This is a genomic window from Magnetospirillum fulvum MGU-K5, assembly GCF_000442515.1.
In the GTDB taxonomy this organism is placed as follows: Bacteria; Pseudomonadota; Alphaproteobacteria; order Rhodospirillales; family Magnetospirillaceae; genus Phaeospirillum; species Phaeospirillum fulvum_B.
In genome coordinates this window covers 24,847-43,287 of the sequence record NZ_AQPH01000001.1, presented here as the reverse complement: position 1 = coordinate 43,287, position 18,441 = coordinate 24,847, and the positions used below count along the sequence as shown (strand labels likewise).

Here is an 18,441-nt window from a genome sequence, read left to right as displayed (position 1 = left end):
CGAAAGACAGGCCATGGATGTGCGTCAGCCCAAGGTCCCGTTTTCGTCCGGCCGCCCCGAAGTGAAAGCGATATCGTGACAGCCAGCGCCCAAGACGTTGCGGCGGCCTATCGTAAGGTCGATCTCCGCATTCTGCCGTTCCTGTTTCTTTGCTACATCCTGGCCTATCTCGACCGGGTCAATGTCGGCTTCGCCAAATTGCAGATGTCGGCCGATCTGGGCCTCAGCGACGCAGCCTATGCCTTCGGCGCGGGGATTTTCTTTCTCGGGTATTTCTTTTTCGAGGTCCCCAGCAACCTGGCCCTGCATCGTTTTGGTGCCAGACGCTGGATCGCCCGCATCATGATGAGTTGGGGCGTTGTCTCCGCAGCGATGATGGTCGTGACCGATGAGACGGTCTATCTGGTGATGCGCTTTCTGCTGGGCGTTGCCGAGGCCGGGTTCTTCCCCGGCATCATTTTCTATCTGACCCTGTGGTATCCCTCACGCCGACGCGCCAGCCGGACCGCGTGGTTCATGGCGGCGGTTCCGCTGGCCGGAGTGATCGGCAACCCGATCTCTGGTTTAGTGATGGATTCCCTGTCGGGACGTGCCGGACTGGCCGGATGGCAATGGCTGTTTCTGGTCGAGGGGATTCCCTCGATCCTCGTCGGCATCTGGGTTCTGTTTTACCTCGACAGTTCGATTGCCGAGGCGAAATGGCTGACCGCTTCGGAAAAAGCAATCCTGGCGGACAATCTCGACGGGGAAGAGGCGAAAAAACCGCAACGCAGGCTGATCGACGTCTTCAAATCCGGCAAGGTCTATGCCCTTTGCGCCGTCTATTTCACCCTGACGATCGGCCTTTACGGCGTCGCCTTCTGGCTGCCGACCATCGTTCATTCGTTCGGAGTGCGCAGCTATTGGGATATCGGGCTGGTGTCGGCGATTCCCTATGGCGTGGCAACATTGGGGATGCTGCTGATCTGCCGCCATTCCGACCGCCGGGGAGAACGCCGCCTACATTTCGTCCTGACCGTCACGACCGGCGCGGCCGGATTGACGCTCAGCGGGCTTTACGCCGATTCCCCTGTCCTCGCCACGCTATTCCTGTCGGTTGGCGCGCTGGGAATCATCGGCTCGTTACCGTTGTTCTGGCCGATTCCCACCGCGTTCCTGACCGGAACCGCTGCCGCCGCCGGAATCGGCTTCATCAATTCCGTCGGCAATCTGGGGGGCTATGTCGGCCCCAACATCGCGATCTGGATCCGTGCCCTTTCGTCCGATCCGTCTGCGGCCTTGTACGCGATCTCGATTTTGCTGGTACTGGGGGGAGGCCTCGTCCTGCTGACGGTCCCGAAAGACGCCGCGCCGTAGAGCGGATTTCGGTCTATCGAAATCCGCTCTAAAACAGCAGAGCCACCGCCCGCGCCCGGTCGGCGGCGGACAGGGTGCGGTTCGCCGCCAGATAGTGGAACGCGGTCAGGCCCCGCCCATCGGCACGCAGGGGATCGCCCCCGCCCTGCAACGCCGCTTCGATCTCGGCCAGACTACCGCTGGCTGCAGCCTTGATCAGCGGAGTGGCGAACGCTCCCGGCCGCACCGGCTTGTGCGATGCCATCGTGGCGAGGCCCTGGACCGGATCGCGGGCAAAGCGTTCCAACGCCGCAAAATCGGTCGCTCGTGCCGCCACGACCGGGCAATCGGTCAACGGCCCGGCAAGTTGGCGCAAAGTCCTTGCCGCAATTTCCAGACGGGACCGCTGGGTCGCGGCAAGACGACAAGGCAGCTTCAGCCCGCGACCGTCGAACGCCGAGGGCCCCGACATCGCACGCCGCGCCACCAGATCGTAATCGCTAAGCCGCGGCAGCATCCCCGCCAACAGAACCGCATCAACCTTGCGCAGGACCAGGGTGAGACGGACAAAGGCGGCGGTGACGGCGGCATCGCCGCTTTTCCGGCGAGGAGCGGGCAACAGCTCAAAGTAGCTGACCAACCATTCCTGCCGCTCGACCTGGGCGGGGTCGGTTTCCATCTTTGCTTCCGAAGGAATCCGCGCCGCGATCGTCGCTTCGACCGTATCAAGGGTACGGTTGGCCCCGACACCGTCGCCAGACAGAATCAGCCGCAACGCTTCGGCCACCAGCCCGAGACGGTCGGAGTCGGAATCGACCGAGGTCAGATCGCGACCAGCGGCGGCATGGTTCAACTCGGTCTGAATCCGGGCAAACGCCGCCTGCGGAGTATGGGGCAGAGGGGACACTGACGCCTCTTCGGTAGGCGGCGGTGCCTCGGCGGGCTCGGACGGAGGCAGCTCGACCGCAGCGGGCGGAGCCTCGACATCAGCCGCAGGTGCCGAAGCAGGCGGCACAACCGGCTCGGGTTTCGACGACAACAGCCAGCCACCACCGACACCGGCAATCGCCAGAAGCAGGACCACACCGATTCGGACAGCCCACGGACGCAACGGCTCCTCCACACTCATTCAACCGTTGGCGGTATCACTGGCGGCTTGGCCCGGCCACGAAACAGGCGGCGCACCATTCCTATCATCTCGGCCGGGCTTTGGAACAGAAGCGGCAGACGCGGCCGATCGACGGCGGTCGGCTCCACCGCCAGACCGATCTCGGCGATGGTGTCGTCCCAATCGAGCGAGCGGACAATCAACTCGACATCGCCCAAGGCGACACGGTCGCCGACGCCGGGGGTATGGCCCAACTGGCGGATCAGCCATTCCGAAGCGGTCTGGTTCTGCGCCTCGGGCGGAATATCCAGACCATAGGACACCGCCAGTTCCTTCATCTGGATCGTCGGAGCCAGTCCGAAATCGCCGAAGAAGCGGTGGTCGGCCTCGGCCGCCGGAGCCGCGCTGGCGAACATCCGGTCAAGATGAGGAACCCGCTCTGGCCGGGCGAACAGATAGGCAGTGTCGCCGGGACGCAACGCCCCGACGGCGAAAGCGCCGAATGAGCGGCCGTCCCGCACCACCAACGAGGGCTCGGCCCAGCGGGGCAGACGTTGCCCCCGCGCCACCATCGAATCCGCCACGACGCGATAGCCGACCAATTCGTGGCGGGCTCCGGGAACTTCCAGCTCCATGCGTTCGACCGGGCCGATCCGGCGCGGCACGACCTGACCGAGGAAGCGAGCGACCGGAGCGATGGTCCACCCCTGCAACGCCAGACTGACCAGCACGACCAGGAAGGTCACGATGAAGTAATCGCGGCCATGGCTGAGCCCGGCCACCATCGGCACGATCGACAACAGCACAGACACCGAGCCGCGCAATCCGACCCAGGCGATGAACGAGGTGTCATTGCGCTTAAAGCCAAAGGGCAGCAGACACAGCCACACCGCCAACGGCCGGGCGATGAACATCAGTACCACCGCGACCGCCAAAGCCCCCGGAATATAGGGCGCAAATTGCGATGGGGTCGCCAGCAAGCCCAAAGTCAGGAACATCACGATCTGGGCCAGCCAGGTCAGCCCTTCCTGAAACCGCCGCATCGTTTCGGGGGCGGAAATCCGAGCGTTTCCGGCGATCAGCCCGGCGATATAGACCGCGAGGAAACCGCTGCCCTGCATCACCCCGGTTGCGGCAAACACCACCATCGCCAGACTGATCGCGGCCAGGGGTTGCAGCCCGCGCTCAAACCCCATCCGGTTGACCGCGAACACGATCATCCCGCCGCCAGCCATCCCGGCCAGCGCGCCAACGCCGAACTGGGTGGCAAATTCCGACAGGATGGTAAGGCCGGCCCAGCCCGACACCGCATGATGTCCCGCCAACAAACCGACCAGGGACAAGGTAAGGAAGATCGCCATCGGGTCGTTGCTGCCGGATTCGACTTCGAGGGTCGAGCGGACGCGATCGCGCAGGTTCAGCCCGCCCACCCGCAGCAGGAAGAACACCGCCGCCGCGTCGGTCGAACTGACGATGGAGCCGAGCAAGGCGGATTCAACCCACCCCATCCCCAACAAATAATGGGTCGGTATGGCCACCACCGTGGTGGTGATCAGAACGCCCAGGCTGGCCAAGGTCAAAGCGGGAAAGGCGGCGGCGCGAAAGGCCTTGATGCCGGTATGAAACCCGGAATCGAACAGAATCACCGCCAGGGCGACACTCCCGATCAGATAGGCGGCACGGGCATCATCGAAACGAAGATGCCCCAAACCGTCTTCCCCGGCTAGCAATCCGACGGTGAGAAACACCAGCAATAAGGGAGCGCCGATGCGGGTACTGAGCAGGCTGGAGAAGATGCTGAGCGACACCAGCCCCGCAACGATGAGGATGGCGACGTTCATGGACTCGATCATCGGGGGGCGCGCCCTTCGGATGGGGGGGTCGAGGGGGAGCCGGGGATCGGGCTGGACGAGACCGCCCAGACCCAAAATCCCCTGCGTTTCCAAGCTTAGGCCTGGGCCGTTGCTGCCGCAATGGTCAAGTCCTGGTTTTTCGCCTCTTTTCTAATCGCCCGCTCATTCCCGGTCTCAGGGCGCGATGCCGAAACCGATCAGAACCTGCTCCCCCACCGTCCGACGTGGCAACGAGGCGGGAAACAGCCGTGCCAATCCGGGCGGAACCAGCACCGCCATCTGCCGCTCGGACAGGAAGGTTTCCAGGCTGACCGGAATCTCGATGGCGCGATGGTCGGCCCCGGCCCTCACCCACCCCACCGGATCGGTGGACAGGGCTTCGCCGCGACCGACAACCCGGATCAATTCGGCAATCGCGGCGGCGCGACGCGACGCTTCCAGCGCCCGATCAGGATCGGCCGAAACGAAGCCGGGCGGCGCCAGGAAAGGCGACTTCCCCGCCGCGAGATTGGCGGCAGGATGCACCTCCAACGCGCCGGGCAACGCCACACTCTTCAGATCGGGAACCTGATAGGCCAGATTGTCGTACAGCGCCACCAGGGGGAAGTCCGGCAGCGGTTTCAGCGCCTCCCACGCCTCCCAACTGGATTGGTTGGCGTAAACCCCCGCACTCCATCTCGCGGAATGGGCCAAAGCGGTGCGGTCGAGCCAAACCGGCGAAACCAGCTCGGTCCCACTGCGGACCAGCATCAGAAACAGCAGAAGCGGAACCAAAGTCGCGGCCGGGTGAAGCCCTACCCCGAGCCCGCATCCCAGCTTTTCGCGGATCAGCAGCAGCAGACGGGCGAGCAGCGCCAGTGCGACGGCAATCCCGATCGCGACCGGGCCGGGAACGAGTACCAGCAGCGCGCCGAGCAGCAGCAGCTTTTCCAGTCCCGCCAGCCGGGTCGACACGGCGACGCGGGCCAAAGCGACAGTCAGAACCAGCCAGGTCAGATAAACGCTGGCGAGCGGCAACGCCAACACCGACGTCAGCGACGGCGACAGCAATTGCGGGAAAAACACCAAAGCCAGCGAGGCACCCGCAACGGCGAGGGTCAGCCCAGCCAGCGCCCACAACCAGCCGCGCAGGGTGGGCGTGGCGTCCGGGGTCCGACCCGCCCTGATCGCCCAAAGACAGACCAGCACCAGCAGCACACCAGCCAAGGGAGTCTGCCCGGCCAGAGACGCCACCACATCGCTTCCGGTCGGAGGAAGGGCGGCCACGACACGCACCATCGCCACTGCCGCCGCCAACGGCAGCAGCCCCCACAGCAGCGAGGCACGCGGCAGGGAACGGTCAAACGCCAACCAGAGCGGAACCGCCAGCGCGATCAAACCATTACCCTCGGGAGCAATGGCGACGGACACAGCGGCCGCAACGGCAGCCAAACCGGGGCGGCGGTCAAGGCCAGCCAGCAACGCCGCCATCCCGAACAAATGGGCGATCCCCTGGGGCGTCGGGGTATAGAGCGGCAGCGGAGCCGCCTGAACTCCAACCAGCACTTTCCCAAAGAAAAAGCAGCCGATCAGCACCGTCAGCAGCGCGGCGGCCTCGTCGCCCCCGGTCAAACGCCGCCGCACCACACCGACCGCTCCGGCCAGGATCAAGAATCCGGCGGCCAGATGCAGAGTAAAGCCGAACAGATCGTTGCCGAGCGGCACGCCGGTCAGGCGGACCAGCGGGTACAGCAGCGACGCGCCAAATGCCCCCGGATCGGTCAGGAAGGGGTCTGCGGGAAACAGTCCGGGATCACGCGCCTTCGCCAGCAATTCGAGCAGATGGTGATGGGGCGGTGCGAAGCCGAAATACGTGAACACGACAAACAGGCCGAGCCCCCCAATCATCAGCATCCGCCCGAGATCCGAAGACCGGTTCATGCTTCTTCCTTCCTTTCGACCATGGGAACTCACGGCATGGCGCATGTTGGGGAGAGTGCCAGCCGCAGCCGAGTCATCGCGTATATCTTGCTTTATGTATATCAGCATGGTTTGTATCGCACCAACCCAAACATACACCAACAGTGTAGCGATTCCCTCCTTTGGACTGAGCCCGTCGGCACGCTATACTCGCTCTATTGCGCCGCAGCATCGTCTAAAAAAGGGAGGCAAAACCATGAGCGATGAATCCTTGCACGGCCTGTATTACGAAGATTTGTCCGTCGGGCAAACAGCCAGTTTCGCCAAAAACGGTCACCGAGGCCGATGTCGTCGCTTTTGCTGGAATTTCGGGCGATTTCAACCCGGTCCATATCAATGAAGAGTTCGCCCAGGGCACCCCGTTCAAGGGCCGCATCGCCCATGGCATGCTGTCGGCGGCGTTCATCTCGACGGTGTTCGGCACCCGGCTGCCGGGACCGGGCAGCATCTATGTCGCCCAGTCGCTGAAATTCAAGGCGCCGGTGCGGATCGGCGATACCGTTACCGCCCATGTCGAACTGATCGCGCTGGTGCCGGAACGCAAGTTCGCGACCTTCAAGACCACCGCAACCGTCGATGGCAAGGTGGTCCTGGAAGGTGAAGCAACCTTGCGGGTCGAACGGCGAGAATAAGATCGACGACAACACGGGGCGCGATCATTCCCGCCCCGTGTTGTGCCCCTTAGTCCGAAGCGGCCTTGCGCTTGCCCCGCCGCGCCGCCGCGCTGCCCCCCGCCCGCACCGGCGCGGTGATCAGGGCGCTGCCCCGGCCCGACAGTGACGGGTTGGTCATAAAGTAATTATGGGCGCTGAACGGCGTCTCGCCGGGATCGACCCGGCGATATTCCCCGTCGGCATCAAGCATCCAGCACTGAGCCGTATCGCGCAGATTGGCCACCATGATCTCGTCGAGAATCTGGGCGTGCACCGTCGCATTCTCGATCGGAACCAGGGTCTCGACCCGTCGATCCATATTGCGTCCCATCCAATCCGCCGACGAGATGAACACTTTCGCCTCACGCGACGGCAACGGCTTGCCGTTGCCGAAACAGACGATGCGGGCATGTTCAAGAAAGCGGCCGACGATGCTGCGGACCCGAATCGTTTCCGACAGACCGGGAATGCCGGGACGCAGGCAGCAGATGCCGCGAATCACCAATTCGATCGCCACCCCGGCCTGCGAGGCGCGGTACAGCGCGTCGATCAATTGAGGATCGACCAGGGAATTGAGCTTGGCCCAGATCATCGCCGGACGCCCGGCCTTGGCATGGGTAATTTCGTCCTCGATCAAATCGAGCAGACGGCCGCGCAGGAACAACGGCGCAATCGCCAGCTTCTCCAACCCGTCGGGCACGGCATAGCCGGTCATGAAATTGAACGCCCGCGCCGCATCGCGGCACAGCAGCGGGTCGCAGGTGAAGAACGACAGATCGGTATAAATCTTCGCGGTGATCGGATGGTAATTGCCGGTGCCGAAATGGACATAGGAGACCAACCGGCTTTCCTCGCGCCGAACCACCAACGACATCTTAGCGTGGGTCTTCAGTTCCATGAAGCCGAACACCACCTGGGCTCCGGCCCGTTCCAGGCTGCGGGCGAGGTGGATATTGGCCTCCTCGTCAAAACGCGCCTTCAGTTCGACCATGCAGGTGACCGACTTACCCGCCTCGGCCGCCTCGACCAGCGCCTTGACGATTGGGCTATCGGCGCTGGTGCGATACAGCGTCTGCTTGATCGCGACGACCTGGGGATCGCGCGCGGCCTGGCGGATGAACTGGACCACCACGTCGAAGCTTTCGAACGGGTGGTGGACAACAATGTCCTTCTGACGGATCGCGGCAAAGCAATCGCCGCCGAAATCGCGCACCCGTTCCGGGAAGCGGGCGTTATAGGGCGGGAACAACAGATCGTGGCGCTGATCGGTGATGATCTGGCGGGCATCGACCAGCCCCAACCGCCCCTCGAACTCGAACACATCGCGCTCGTCGACATTCATTTCGGCGACGATCAGCGATTTCAGCGCCTCAGGGATTCCGACCTTGAAGGTCAGCAGAATCACCCGCCCCAGGCGTCGGCGCTTCAGTGCGGATTCGAAGACTCGGACCAGATCCTCGGCCTCTTCGTCGATTTCCATTTCGGAATCGCGGATAACCCGGAACATCCCGGCGCTTTCGACCTGAAAGCCGGGGAACAGGCGGTCAAGGAACAGGGTGATCGCGTCTTCCAGCGGATAGAAGCGGATCCCCTCGCCGGGGAGGCGGAGGAAGCGGCGCAATTGCGGCGGCACCGGGATCAAGGCCCGCAGCGCCTCGCCATCCGAGCGACGGGTCAGCAGCACCACCAGCGCGATACCAAGATTGGGAATGAACGGAAACGGATGGGCCGGGTCGATCGCCAGCGGCGTCAGCGCCGGAAAAATCTGCTCGTCAAAGGTCTGGCCCATCCAGACGGTATCTTCGATGGTCAGGTGATCAGTCTTGACCACGGTGATCCCGACCGCCTGCAACTCACTCTTCAATTCGCGCCAGCCGCGATATTGCGTTGCCATCAGTTCGGCGGCATAGCGGCTGATCGCCTCCAATTGCTCGGCGGGGGTCAAACCATCCTGGCTGGGCGCTGACACCCCGGCTTCGACCTGCCCTTTCAGCCCGGCAACGCGGACCATATAGAACTCGTCGAGGTTAGAGGCCGAGATCGACAGAAAGCGCAGCCGTTCCAGCAGCGGATGACGGGGGTTGAACGCTTCCTCTATCACCCGCGTGTTAAAGGCCAGCCACGACAATTCGCGATTAAAAAACGGTCTTCCGGCAAGCTTGCCGCCGTCTCGGTCATCGCGGTCATTCCCCATCTCCATCAGTCTTACTATTGTCGCGCCGCATCCGCCCGACCCGGCCATACCGCCCCAGTGGAATGCCGTAGCGCACCACCAGCGCGGTCAGAAGAGCGGTCACGGCGATCAGGACGCTGGCAAGTATTGTTCCATTCTGATTCTCCAGACCGAACGGCAAACCCCCGGTATTCATTCCGAAATAACCGGCGATGAACGTCATCGGCAGCATGATCACTGTCACCACCGATAGGGTATAAAGATTGCTGTTGGTCTGTTCGGCGACGACCGCCGCCAATTCTTCCTGCAAAATCGAGGCACGCTGGCGGATTTCGTCGAGATCTTCCAGATGGCGGATCAGCCGGTCGCTGATCTCGCGCAGATGGGTCTTCGCCACATCGGTCAGCCAAGTCGCATCGTCGGAGCGCAGCCGATACAGTGCGTCGCGCTGCGGAGCCAGATAGCGCCGCACCTGGACCACGCTACGCCGACAATCGGCAATCGAAGCGCGTAGGTCGGACCCGGCATCGGCATCGCTCAACCGGTCTTCCAGCAGCGAAACGTTCTCTTCCAACTCGTCGACCAGATCGCCGACATGATCGGTGACTTTTTCGGCGATCCGGGCCATCAGCCCGCCCGCCGTGCGCGGCCCCTTGCCATTCAGCATCGACAGACGCAGATCGCGCAGAGCGTTAAGGCTGTGATCCTTATCGCGTAATGAGATGCACCGACCGGCTTCCATCCAGATATGGATCGGCACCAATTCGGAATCGACCGAACCGGGCTGATCCTCGCCGGGGCGGGGCTTGTTGACACCACGCAGGACCACCAGCAAGGCATCGTCGACATCCTCGACCCGAGGCCGGGATTCGTCGGCCAGCAGCGCCAGCGCCACCAGCGGGTCAAGCCCGGCCTTAGTCCGCACCCATTCCTGGGCAACCGGATCGTCGCGTTCGAGATGAATCCACAGGAACCCGTCGATCGGGGTCCAGGCCTCGACCCCGGTCCAGGTCAGATCGACGAAGCCGCCGCTGGCGGTGGCCAGCATGGCAAAGCGCAATCCGGGCTCCAACCCGGCGGCCAATTCCTTGTCGACTCCCATCACACCTCTTCCTTGTCACATCCTTCCAGGATAACCGAACCAGGAGGATCGGAAAGTGACAAAAGGAAGATCAAGGCTCGGTTGTCGATTCCGGCAGCGACACCCCGAACAAGGGTGAACACCGCCGGGAAACGAGAGCCGGTCAGGCCCCCTTATCGGCGTAGGGATTACGCCCGCCGCGCACGAACAGTCGGATCGGCACGCCCTTCAGGTCGAACGCCTCGCGCAGGCCGTTGACCAGATAACGGACATAGGATTCGGGCAGTTCGTCCGGCTTGGTCGCGAACAGGGCAAAGGTCGGCGGCCGGGCCTTGACCTGGGTGATATAGCGAATCTTGTAACGGCGGCCGCCGGGCAGCGCGGGCGGCGGATGACGCTCGATCACCTCGGCCAGCCAGCGATTGAGCTGGGCGGTGGGAATGCGGCGGTTCCACACGGTCCAACTGTCGATCACCGCATCCATCAATTGGGGGATGCCGCGCCCGTTCAGCGCCGACATCGTCACGGTGCGGACACCCTTGACCTGAGGAGCCGACGTTTCCAGACGGTCGCGCAGACGGCCCAACGCCACCTGGGGATTCTCGACCACGTCCCACTTGTTGACGGCAACGACCAGGGCGCGGCCCTCGTCGGCGATCAGACGCAGGATGGTCAAATCCTGCTTATCGAGGATCTGGGCGGCATCCATCACCAGAACCACCACTTCGGCGCGGCGGATTGATTCCAGGGTGTTGGCGACCGACAGCTTCTCCACAGCGTCATAGATATTGGCCTTGCGGCGCAAACCGGCGGTATCGACCAGCTTGACCGCGCGGCCACCATGAATCCATTCGACGCCGATCGCATCGCGGGTCAATCCGGCCTCGGGGCCGGTCAACAGCCGCTCTTCACCCAGCAACTGGTTGCCCAGGGTCGATTTGCCGACATTGGGACGGCCGACGATCACCATCGTCAGCGGACGGCCGGGATCGGGCTCGGCTTCTGCCTCGGACGCCGCATCGGCGGCTTCGTCGGGGAACGGCGGGAACTCGTCCTCGTCTTCGTCGTCGAGCACCACCCCCGCCTTCTGGGCGTAAGGCATCAGCGCCTCGAACAATTCGTACATACCCTCGCCATGCTCGGCCGACACCGGAACCGGCTCGCCCATCCCCAGGCCATAGGCTTCGTAAAGGCCGGGAGCGCCCGCCTTACCCTCGCACTTGTTGGCGACCAGAATCACCGGCGTCTTCGCCTTGCGCAGATGGTCGGCGAAGTGACGGTCAAGCGGGGTCACCCCGGCGCGAGCGTCGATCAGCAACAACGCGACATCGGCTTCTTCGACCGCGCGGTCGGTCTGAAAGCGCATCCGCGCTTCAATGCTGTCGCCGCCCAGTTCTTCGAAACCGGCGGTATCGACAACCTGGAAATCGACCCCCATCAGGCTGGCGCGGCCTTCGCGGCGGTCACGGGTGATGCCGGGCAAATCGTGAACGATTGCCAGCTTGCGCCCGACAAGGCGGTTGAACAGGGTGGACTTGCCGACGTTCGGGCGTCCGACAATGGCGACGGTGAAGGGCATGCGCTCTCAGTTTTCAGCGATAGGCGACGAGATCGGCTTCGTCGGTGAGGAAATACAAGGTGCCGTTGGCCACGACCGGAGCGATGCTGACCCCATCGGGCGCCTTCTCCCAGCCGAGCATGTCGCCGGTATAGGGCGACAGCGACACCAGCTTACCATCGGAACTGCCGAGAATCAGGCGGTCCGAAACCAGAACCGGCCCCGACCACAAGATACGGCCTTCCTTTGCCTTGGGGTCTTCCCAGCTTTGCATCTGGGTGACCCAAACGATACGGCCGGTCTTGGCTTCGACCGCGACCGCTTCATTGTTGTTGGTCAGCAGGAACAGGAAGTCACCGGCAACCCACGGACTTTCCACCCCGCCGATTTCCTTTTCCCACAGACGACGGCCGGTCTTCTGATCGATGCAGACCAGCATGTCGCCATTGCTGATGGCATAGACCCGGCCGCGATCAATCGCCGGACGGCCGCGAATATCCATCAACGCACCGATGATCTCGGTGCGGCGGATCGTCACCAGCGAATCCTGCCAGATCGGCACTCCGGTATCGACCCGAAGCGCGAACAATTCACCCGACGAGTACGGCACCACCACCATATTACCATCGACGGCGGGGCTGTTGCCCGCCAACAGGCCGGTGGCCTCGGTGATGCCGGAATGCGTCCACAGTACGCCGCCATCTTCAGCGGCCAAGGCGTGGGTCTGGTTATCGACGGTGACGGCAAAGACCCGCCCGCCGCGTACCGTCGGCGCGCCACGCATCGGCCCAGAGAGCGTCTGGCGCCACAGAATGCGGCCCGAGGCGGCATCGAGCGCGACCACCTGGGCAAACCCGGTGGCGACGAACACCCGTCCCTCGTCATAAGCGACGCCGCCGCTGGTATAGACGTTCGAATTGTCGCTGGGGACCGTGTCGGTCCTCCACAGCCGCTTGCCGGTTTCCGCGTTGAAGGCGCTGACCTCAGATGAGGCATCGACGGTGAACACCATGCCGTCGGCCACCACCGGCTGCCCCAACAGGCGGCTTCGCTTGCTCGACCCGCTGCCCGCGCTGACCGACCACACTTCACGCAGGTCGCCGTCCGCCACCATGTGCTGCATCGCATGGTTGGAATAGCCCCCGGCCTGGGGCCAATCCTCGTTCGGTTCCGGCGGCGGCAAGATGACCTTGGCCACCGGACCGGCGATTTCCGGTTCGATCAGCTTCTCACGCGACAGCACCGAAATGCGCTTGCCCGGCAACGGAGGGGCCGCCCGCTCGCCCAGCCAGCCGGCATCGCAGCCGGACAGGACGACCGAAGCCGCCAGGGCTCCGGCCAGGACAAGACGACGCGGCGCGGCGGCGGTCATGGCGGTCAGCCCCGATCCGCCTGGCCGGTAACGGCCAGCATTTCGGCGGCGCGGGTGCGCATCCCTTCCGGCGCGGCGGCATCTTCAGAGAGGCGACCGAACAAATCGGCGGCACGGGCCTTGTCACCGCGACGCAACGCCGCCAGCGCCTGAATCTCGCGGGCGGAGTGGCGCCACGAACTGGATTCGACCGCCAACGGCTCCATCGCCTTTTCCAATTGGGCGGGATCGCTGCTATCCAGGGTCAGGTAACCGGCCCGGATCAACGCCATGTCGCGATAGACCGACGCGACCGAACTGTCGGCGGCGACGGCGCGATAGATCGCGGCGGCGGCGGCCAGATCGCCCTGTTGCTGGCGCAACTCGGCCAGACGCAGATTGGCCAGCAGACGGTACCCGCCCGAACCATCCGCAGCCAGACGAGTCAGATCGTCTACCGCCTGATCGCGCTTGCCCTGTTCGAGCAACGAAGCGATTTCGTGGAAGCGGAGCGAAGAATCCTTGCGTTGCTGCCCGTCCCAGGCCCGCCAGCCTTGCCAGCCCGCAACGGCAAGAACAGCCGCAACGCCAAAACCGACAACCAGAACCCCGTGGCGTTTCCACAGATTCGTCAGTTGCTCGTGCCTCAGATCCTCGTCAACCTCCTTGATAAGAAGGTCGGCGGCGGCATCATGCTGCTGCTTCTCGTTCAAGAAAGACTCTCCATGGGGGGAAGGCGGCGCACGGATCGGCCGCGCCGTAACATAGTCCGCGGCGGCGGTCTTGGCAAACCCCGGTTCACATCTTTATCGTTTCTGTCGGGCAAAGCGCCCCAGATCACCGGCGCTCACTCGTCCCGCCATTTGATCGAGCAGCCGATGCTGGGCACCTGCCCGTCCGGAGTCTCGCCGGTTTCGGCGATCAGACGCATCGCTTCGACCAGTTCGCGCTTGGCATCGGGCGGTCCCGGTTGCCGTCCCGACGCATCAAGGCGGCCACGATAGCGCAACACACCCGCGGCATCGAAGCCGAAAAAGTCCGGGGTGCACACCGCGCCATAGGCCCGGGCAACTTGCTGCGACTCGTCATGCAGATAGGGGAAAACCAGACCATGCTGTTTGGCAAACGCCACCATGTTGTCGAACGAATCGTCGGGATAGGTCACGGCATCGTTGGCATTGATCCCCACCACCCCGATACCCAGCTGCTTCAACGCGGCGGCATCGCGGTTCAAGCGATCGATAATCGCCAGGACATAGGGACAATGGTTGCACATGAAGACCACCAGGGTCCCGCGCGGACCAGCGATATCGGCCAGGGTCCAGACCCGCCTGTTGGTGTCGGGCAAAGCGAAATCAGAGGCCTTTGCCCCCAGGCTTCCGGTCGGAGTTTCCACCGCCATAGTTCTGCTCCCTGTCGTCCTCGCCTCGGGGGCCGGCCACCATCCTGGGCAGAAACTGCCCATTGATTCGGCCCCGCTCCCTCCCCACAATACACAGGAATATTTTGGATGGGATCAGGGAAATGGTGTCAAGACGCGTTCCCCTGGCGACGCTGGTCCTGCTCCTCCCGCTGGGGGGATGCTACTATTTGACATCGACCGGATTTGGGACGGCGCCCAAGCCCCTGCCCGACCCTTATACCATGATGCATTTCGAGGCGTTCAGCCTGATGGGAACGCACAAATCCATCGTCGATCACATCTATGGCTGGATCACCGATAAGGATTGCTCGAGCCCGCGGGCCGAACGCGGCGAGGCCTATTGCCGCGAGTGGGTGGGCAAGCCGCCGCCGCCGCCGCAGATTTATTGCTATAGCACGCTGGCCCGCCCGACCTGCTATGCCCAGCCTTATAATGAGGGGAATGATCGTCTGATCGGCTTCGTCCCGCCCTCGACGCCGATGCGCTGAGTGTTGCACTTCCGTCCCGCCGGTGATGATCAGAGTGCGGACTGACCGAATTGACAGCGCCGCGACAGCGGCCGACTTGCCGCCGTGATCGGCAAAGCGGGCATCGAAAATCCGAACGTCGTCCCCACCTGACCCGGGCTGAGATCGACCCAGATCGTGCCGCCCATCCACTCGACCCGACGGCGGACCAAGCTCAAACCGGCTCCGATGCTGTCGTCACCCGCCCCGGTCTGACGGAGAATTTCGAACAATCGGGCGGCGCGGGCCGGATCAATACCCAAGCCATTGTCCCGGATACGAAACTCGATCATCGCCCCATCGCGGGCGGCAGAGATATGAACCACCGGCCGCCGGTGCGGTGAGCGGAAGCGCACCGCGTTGTCGATCAGCCGGGTGAAGATATCGACCAGCGCATCCGGTTCGGCAAAAACCTCCGGCAGTGGATCGACGATCAGGGCAACATCGGCATCGCTTAAAGCCCCCGCCAAAGACCGCCGCGCCTGCGCCACGGCCGCCGAAGGAGCGGCAACCACGCGATGGCTAAAGGAGTGCGGATAGGGACCGGCCTCGGCGGCGATCCACCCGCTCCGGCCGGGATCGTCCGATCCCGCTGTGTCACACGAGCGGCCGTGCAGCATCATTTCCAGCCGATTCTGACGATGCCGCAAAGTGCTGACGATAACAGCGATTCCGGCGACGCCGACCATCACCACCGCAATCAAAAAAATCTGGGACAAGGCCAGCGAACTAACGGCCCCCTCTATGCCAGAAAGGCGCTGAAAAAAGCCGCTGGTCCGAGCCAGACCATCGCTTCCGACAGACCACACCAAGGCAAGCATGGCCGCTCCCACCACGGGAAACAAAACGGCCAAGGTCTGCCTGTTTCCGCCTCCAGAGGATTGAGCGTTCATGATGCGATACTTATCTCTTTGCGGTTACCCCCGGCCCCTTTAACGCCCGACGTCAGAGAGGCGAACATCAACCCTTATAAGACATAAATCTCAATGAAATTACGGCAACGATTGAATTAAAGAGAAATAAGATATAAATGAGTCGTGAATGCGTCAGTTGGAGACCATTGCCGTGCAGGCTAAAGCTCACGTACTGATCGTCGAAGACGACCCGGTTACCCGGAGCAAACTGGCGGCCTATATGCAGGCCGAGGGGTTTCAGGTCAGCGAGGCAAGCGATGCCCGCGACATGAAAGCGATCGTCGCCCGCGCCATTCCCGATGTGGTCCTGCTCGACATCAATCTACCGGACGAAAGCGGTTTGATCCTGGCGCGGGAATTACGGGCTAAATCCTCAGTCGGAATCATCCTGGTCACGGCGCGGCAAGACGAAACCGACCGGATCGTCGGTCTCGAGATCGGGGCCGACGACTATATCACCAAACCATTCAATCCGCGTGAATTGGCGGTGCGGGTCCGCAACCTGCAACGCCGGGTCGCCCCGACGATGGCCGCCGAGCGCTCCGCCTCGGGCGTTTATTCCTTTGCCGGATGGAAGCTCGATTGCGATGCCCGCCAGCTCTTTTCCCCCAAAGCCGAAAACGTACGCCTGACCCGGGGCGAGTTCGACGTGTTGGCTGCACTGGCGCGCAATGCGGGGCGGGCGCTGACCCGCGACCAGTTGCTCGACCTCACCCAGCACGATGGCGAAGCGGTGATCGACCGCACCATTGACGTTCTGGTCGGACGGCTGCGGCGCAAAATCGAAGAGGATTCGCGTCACCCCGCGATTATTCTGACCGTCCATGGCGTCGGATACCGGCTGGTCGGCGGCTGAGGCCAGACCGCACATCCCCACCATCGCGGAGCCTCTCTGTGTTTATTCTCGAAGAGCCATACGTCTCGGATCTTCTCGTCGCCACCATCGGCGCGTTGGGTCTCCCGGTCCTTGACACCCCGATCGCCCGCCGCCGCCTGACCGGACGCGCTGAATCGTTGATCGTCGATGCGGCAACCTTCGCGGCGGCGGCCGCCAAACCGGGCGCCCGCCTTTACGCCAATTCAGAGAACGCCATCGGATGGATCGCCGAGCATCTTTCGGACACCGATCGGCCCAGAATGATCGAGCTGTTCAAGGATAAGGTGGCGTTCCGCGAACTCGTGGCCGATCTCTACCCGGGGTACCGCTTTGCCGCCTGCTCGCTTGCCGAGTTGCGCGGGTTCGACCCCAACACCATCCCGTTTCCGTTCGTCATCAAACCCGCCGTCGGGTTTTTCAGCATGGGGGTCCACGTCGTCGAGTCCGTCGAGGCGTGGCGGAAGGCCATCGACGCGATCGAGCACGAAGCCAGCCAGTTCGCCACTTTGTATCCACAGCAGGTTCTCGGCCTGGATCGCTTCATCATCGAAGAGGTCATCCCGGGCGAAGAGTTCGCAATCGACGCCTATTACGACACGACCGGAACGCCGGTACTTGTCAATGCCTATACCCATCTGTTCGCTTCGGCCAACGATGTCAGCGACCGCGTCTACTACACCAATGCCGAAACGGTGGCGCGCCTCGGTGCACCAGCCTTGGACTTCCTGGCCGAAGTCGGTCGCCGCGCCCGGATCACGGACTTCCCGGTTCATGTCGAGATGCGCATCGACGCTGCGGGCAACGCCGCCCCCATCGAGGTCAACCCGATGCGCTTCGGTGGCTGGTGCGCGACCGATCTGGCGTCCTTTGCCTATGGCATCAATCCGTATCGCTGTTACCTGCGGGGCGAAACCATCGACTGGTCCAGCATCGCGGCGGCAACGACGGGGCGCACCACGGCGATCGTCGTCTCCGACCTGCCGAACTCGGTCGATCTCGCCCGGATTCAATCGGTTGATTATGACGGATTTGCCGCCCGGTTCAGCCGCGTGCTCGAGCTTCGCCCCACCGATTTCAACCGCTATCCCGTGTTCGCGTTCACGTTCGTCGCGGTGCCATCCAACGATCTGGGCGAGTTGCAGGCGGTGCTCGGCGCGGACCTGCGCACCCATCTCACGATGCGCTAAGACCGGCGCGTTATTCCCCCAGTTTGGTGGACGCCGCCTCGCCGCGCTGGCGCAAATTGAGTGGCCGGGGTTTGTCCTCGTCTAGTGGCACGGTAAAATCGGGTTGGTAATTCCAGACCGAGCCGGTCGCCTCGTCGACCGCCATGCCGAGGAAAGCAACCCCGCCCGTCACGATCACCAGGGCGGAATTCCCCCACACCCAGCCGTCGGCCGAAGCGCTGAGGGTCGCGACGGTCTGGCGATAGCCGGGAGCGCTACAGGATACGGTGACCGGCGCGGCCGAACGCGGCACCGCAACCGTCGCCGGGGCGTCGATCGTCTCGCGATAGCCGCCCTGCCCGCTCAAGGCGCAGCGCGCCGGTTCGGGCCGGGTACGGATCAGCACGTCGGAACTCGACGCATTGATGACAGAGGCACAGGACGGCAGCAGCAACAGCGATAGCGCCAGCCCCGCGCGGGAAAC

15 protein-coding genes and 1 pseudogene are annotated in these 18,441 nt (G+C 63.4%); 5 read left to right on the top strand and 11 right to left on the bottom strand.

Annotated elements, in window-relative coordinates; all coding sequences use genetic code 11:
* The first annotated feature begins 75 nt into the window (after positions 1-75).
* Complete coding sequence (locus tag K678_RS00165) at positions 76-1,356, top strand: MFS transporter (protein ID WP_021130421.1); 1,281 nt, start codon at positions 76-78, stop codon at positions 1,354-1,356.
* 28 nt (positions 1,357-1,384) lie between these two features.
* Here the strand turns inward: K678_RS00165 and K678_RS00160 are convergent, their stop codons facing one another.
* The 3 genes from K678_RS00160 to K678_RS00150 all read right to left on the bottom strand — a co-directional run bounded on the left by K678_RS00160 (position 1,385) and on the right by K678_RS00150 (position 6,216).
* On the bottom strand, positions 1,385-2,446 hold the full coding sequence (locus tag K678_RS00160) for an ankyrin repeat domain-containing protein (RefSeq protein ID WP_021130420.1): 1,062 nt from the start codon (positions 2,444-2,446) through the stop codon (positions 1,385-1,387).
* 14 nt (positions 2,447-2,460) lie between these two features.
* A complete protein-coding gene (locus K678_RS00155) occupies positions 2,461-4,296 on the bottom strand; it encodes a potassium/proton antiporter (protein ID WP_021130419.1) in 1,836 nt (611 codons plus the stop codon).
* 174 nt (positions 4,297-4,470) lie between these two features.
* The gene (locus tag K678_RS00150) at positions 4,471-6,216 is read right to left on the bottom strand and encodes a hypothetical protein (protein WP_021130418.1); all 1,746 of its coding nucleotides are present in this window, start codon (positions 6,214-6,216) and stop codon (positions 4,471-4,473) included.
* Between the two features lie 235 nt (positions 6,217-6,451).
* Here K678_RS00150 and K678_RS00145 point away from each other — a divergent pair.
* Positions 6,452-6,887: pseudogene (locus tag K678_RS00145) on the top strand (MaoC family dehydratase).
* Positions 6,888-6,936: 49 nt separating this feature from the next.
* On the opposite strand, the gene K678_RS00140 reads toward K678_RS00145, so the two are convergent.
* From K678_RS00140 to K678_RS00115, 6 genes are all read right to left on the bottom strand, one after another.
* Positions 6,937-9,102 carry an RNA degradosome polyphosphate kinase gene (locus K678_RS00140; protein WP_231376174.1) on the bottom strand — a complete coding sequence of 722 codons (2,166 nt, stop codon included), beginning with the start codon at positions 9,100-9,102 and terminating at the stop codon, positions 6,937-6,939.
* Positions 9,092-10,183, bottom strand: coding sequence for a zinc transporter ZntB (locus K678_RS00135; protein WP_021130415.1), 1,092 nt, complete (start codon positions 10,181-10,183; stop codon positions 9,092-9,094). Before K678_RS00135 ends, K678_RS00140 begins: the two co-directional genes overlap by 11 nt.
* Positions 10,184-10,325: 142 nt before the next feature.
* Entirely contained in the window at positions 10,326-11,741 is a 1,416-nt protein-coding gene (der, locus tag K678_RS00130) for a ribosome biogenesis GTPase Der (RefSeq protein WP_021130414.1), read from the bottom strand.
* A 13-nt stretch (positions 11,742-11,754) separates the two neighbouring features.
* A complete protein-coding gene (locus tag K678_RS00125) occupies positions 11,755-13,092 on the bottom strand; it encodes an outer membrane protein assembly factor BamB family protein (protein ID WP_021130413.1) in 1,338 nt (445 codons plus the stop codon).
* A gap of 5 nt (positions 13,093-13,097) precedes the next feature.
* Positions 13,098-13,784 carry a tetratricopeptide repeat protein gene (locus K678_RS00120; RefSeq protein ID WP_021130412.1) on the bottom strand — a complete coding sequence of 229 codons (687 nt, stop codon included), beginning with the start codon at positions 13,782-13,784 and terminating at the stop codon, positions 13,098-13,100.
* Positions 13,785-13,918: 134 nt separating this feature from the next.
* The gene (locus K678_RS00115) at positions 13,919-14,473 is read right to left on the bottom strand and encodes a thioredoxin family protein (protein ID WP_021130411.1); all 555 of its coding nucleotides are present in this window, start codon (positions 14,471-14,473) and stop codon (positions 13,919-13,921) included.
* 122 nt (positions 14,474-14,595) lie between these two features.
* Here K678_RS00115 and K678_RS00110 point away from each other — a divergent pair, with 122 nt between their 5' ends.
* Positions 14,596-14,982 (top strand): hypothetical protein, encoded by a 387-nt coding sequence (locus K678_RS00110; RefSeq protein WP_021130410.1) that lies wholly within the window; start codon positions 14,596-14,598, stop codon positions 14,980-14,982.
* A 29-nt stretch (positions 14,983-15,011) separates the two neighbouring features.
* On the opposite strand, the gene K678_RS17460 is transcribed toward K678_RS00110, so the two are convergent.
* Positions 15,012-15,719, bottom strand: a complete 708-nt coding sequence (locus tag K678_RS17460) for a sensor histidine kinase (protein ID WP_196802523.1) — start codon at positions 15,717-15,719, stop codon at positions 15,012-15,014.
* A 322-nt stretch (positions 15,720-16,041) separates the two neighbouring features.
* On the opposite strand from K678_RS17460, the gene K678_RS00100 reads away from it, so the two are divergent.
* Positions 16,042-16,770, top strand: a complete 729-nt coding sequence (locus K678_RS00100; protein ID WP_021130408.1) for a response regulator — start codon at positions 16,042-16,044, stop codon at positions 16,768-16,770.
* Between the two features lie 38 nt (positions 16,771-16,808).
* On the top strand, positions 16,809-17,978 hold the full coding sequence (locus tag K678_RS00095) for an ATP-grasp domain-containing protein (protein ID WP_021130407.1): 1,170 nt from the start codon (positions 16,809-16,811) through the stop codon (positions 17,976-17,978).
* Positions 17,979-17,988: 10 nt separating this feature from the next.
* On the opposite strand, the gene K678_RS00090 is transcribed toward K678_RS00095, so the two are convergent.
* Complete coding sequence (locus K678_RS00090; RefSeq protein WP_021130406.1) at positions 17,989-18,411, bottom strand: hypothetical protein; 423 nt, start codon at positions 18,409-18,411, stop codon at positions 17,989-17,991.
* Between the last annotated feature and the right edge of the window lie 30 nt (positions 18,412-18,441).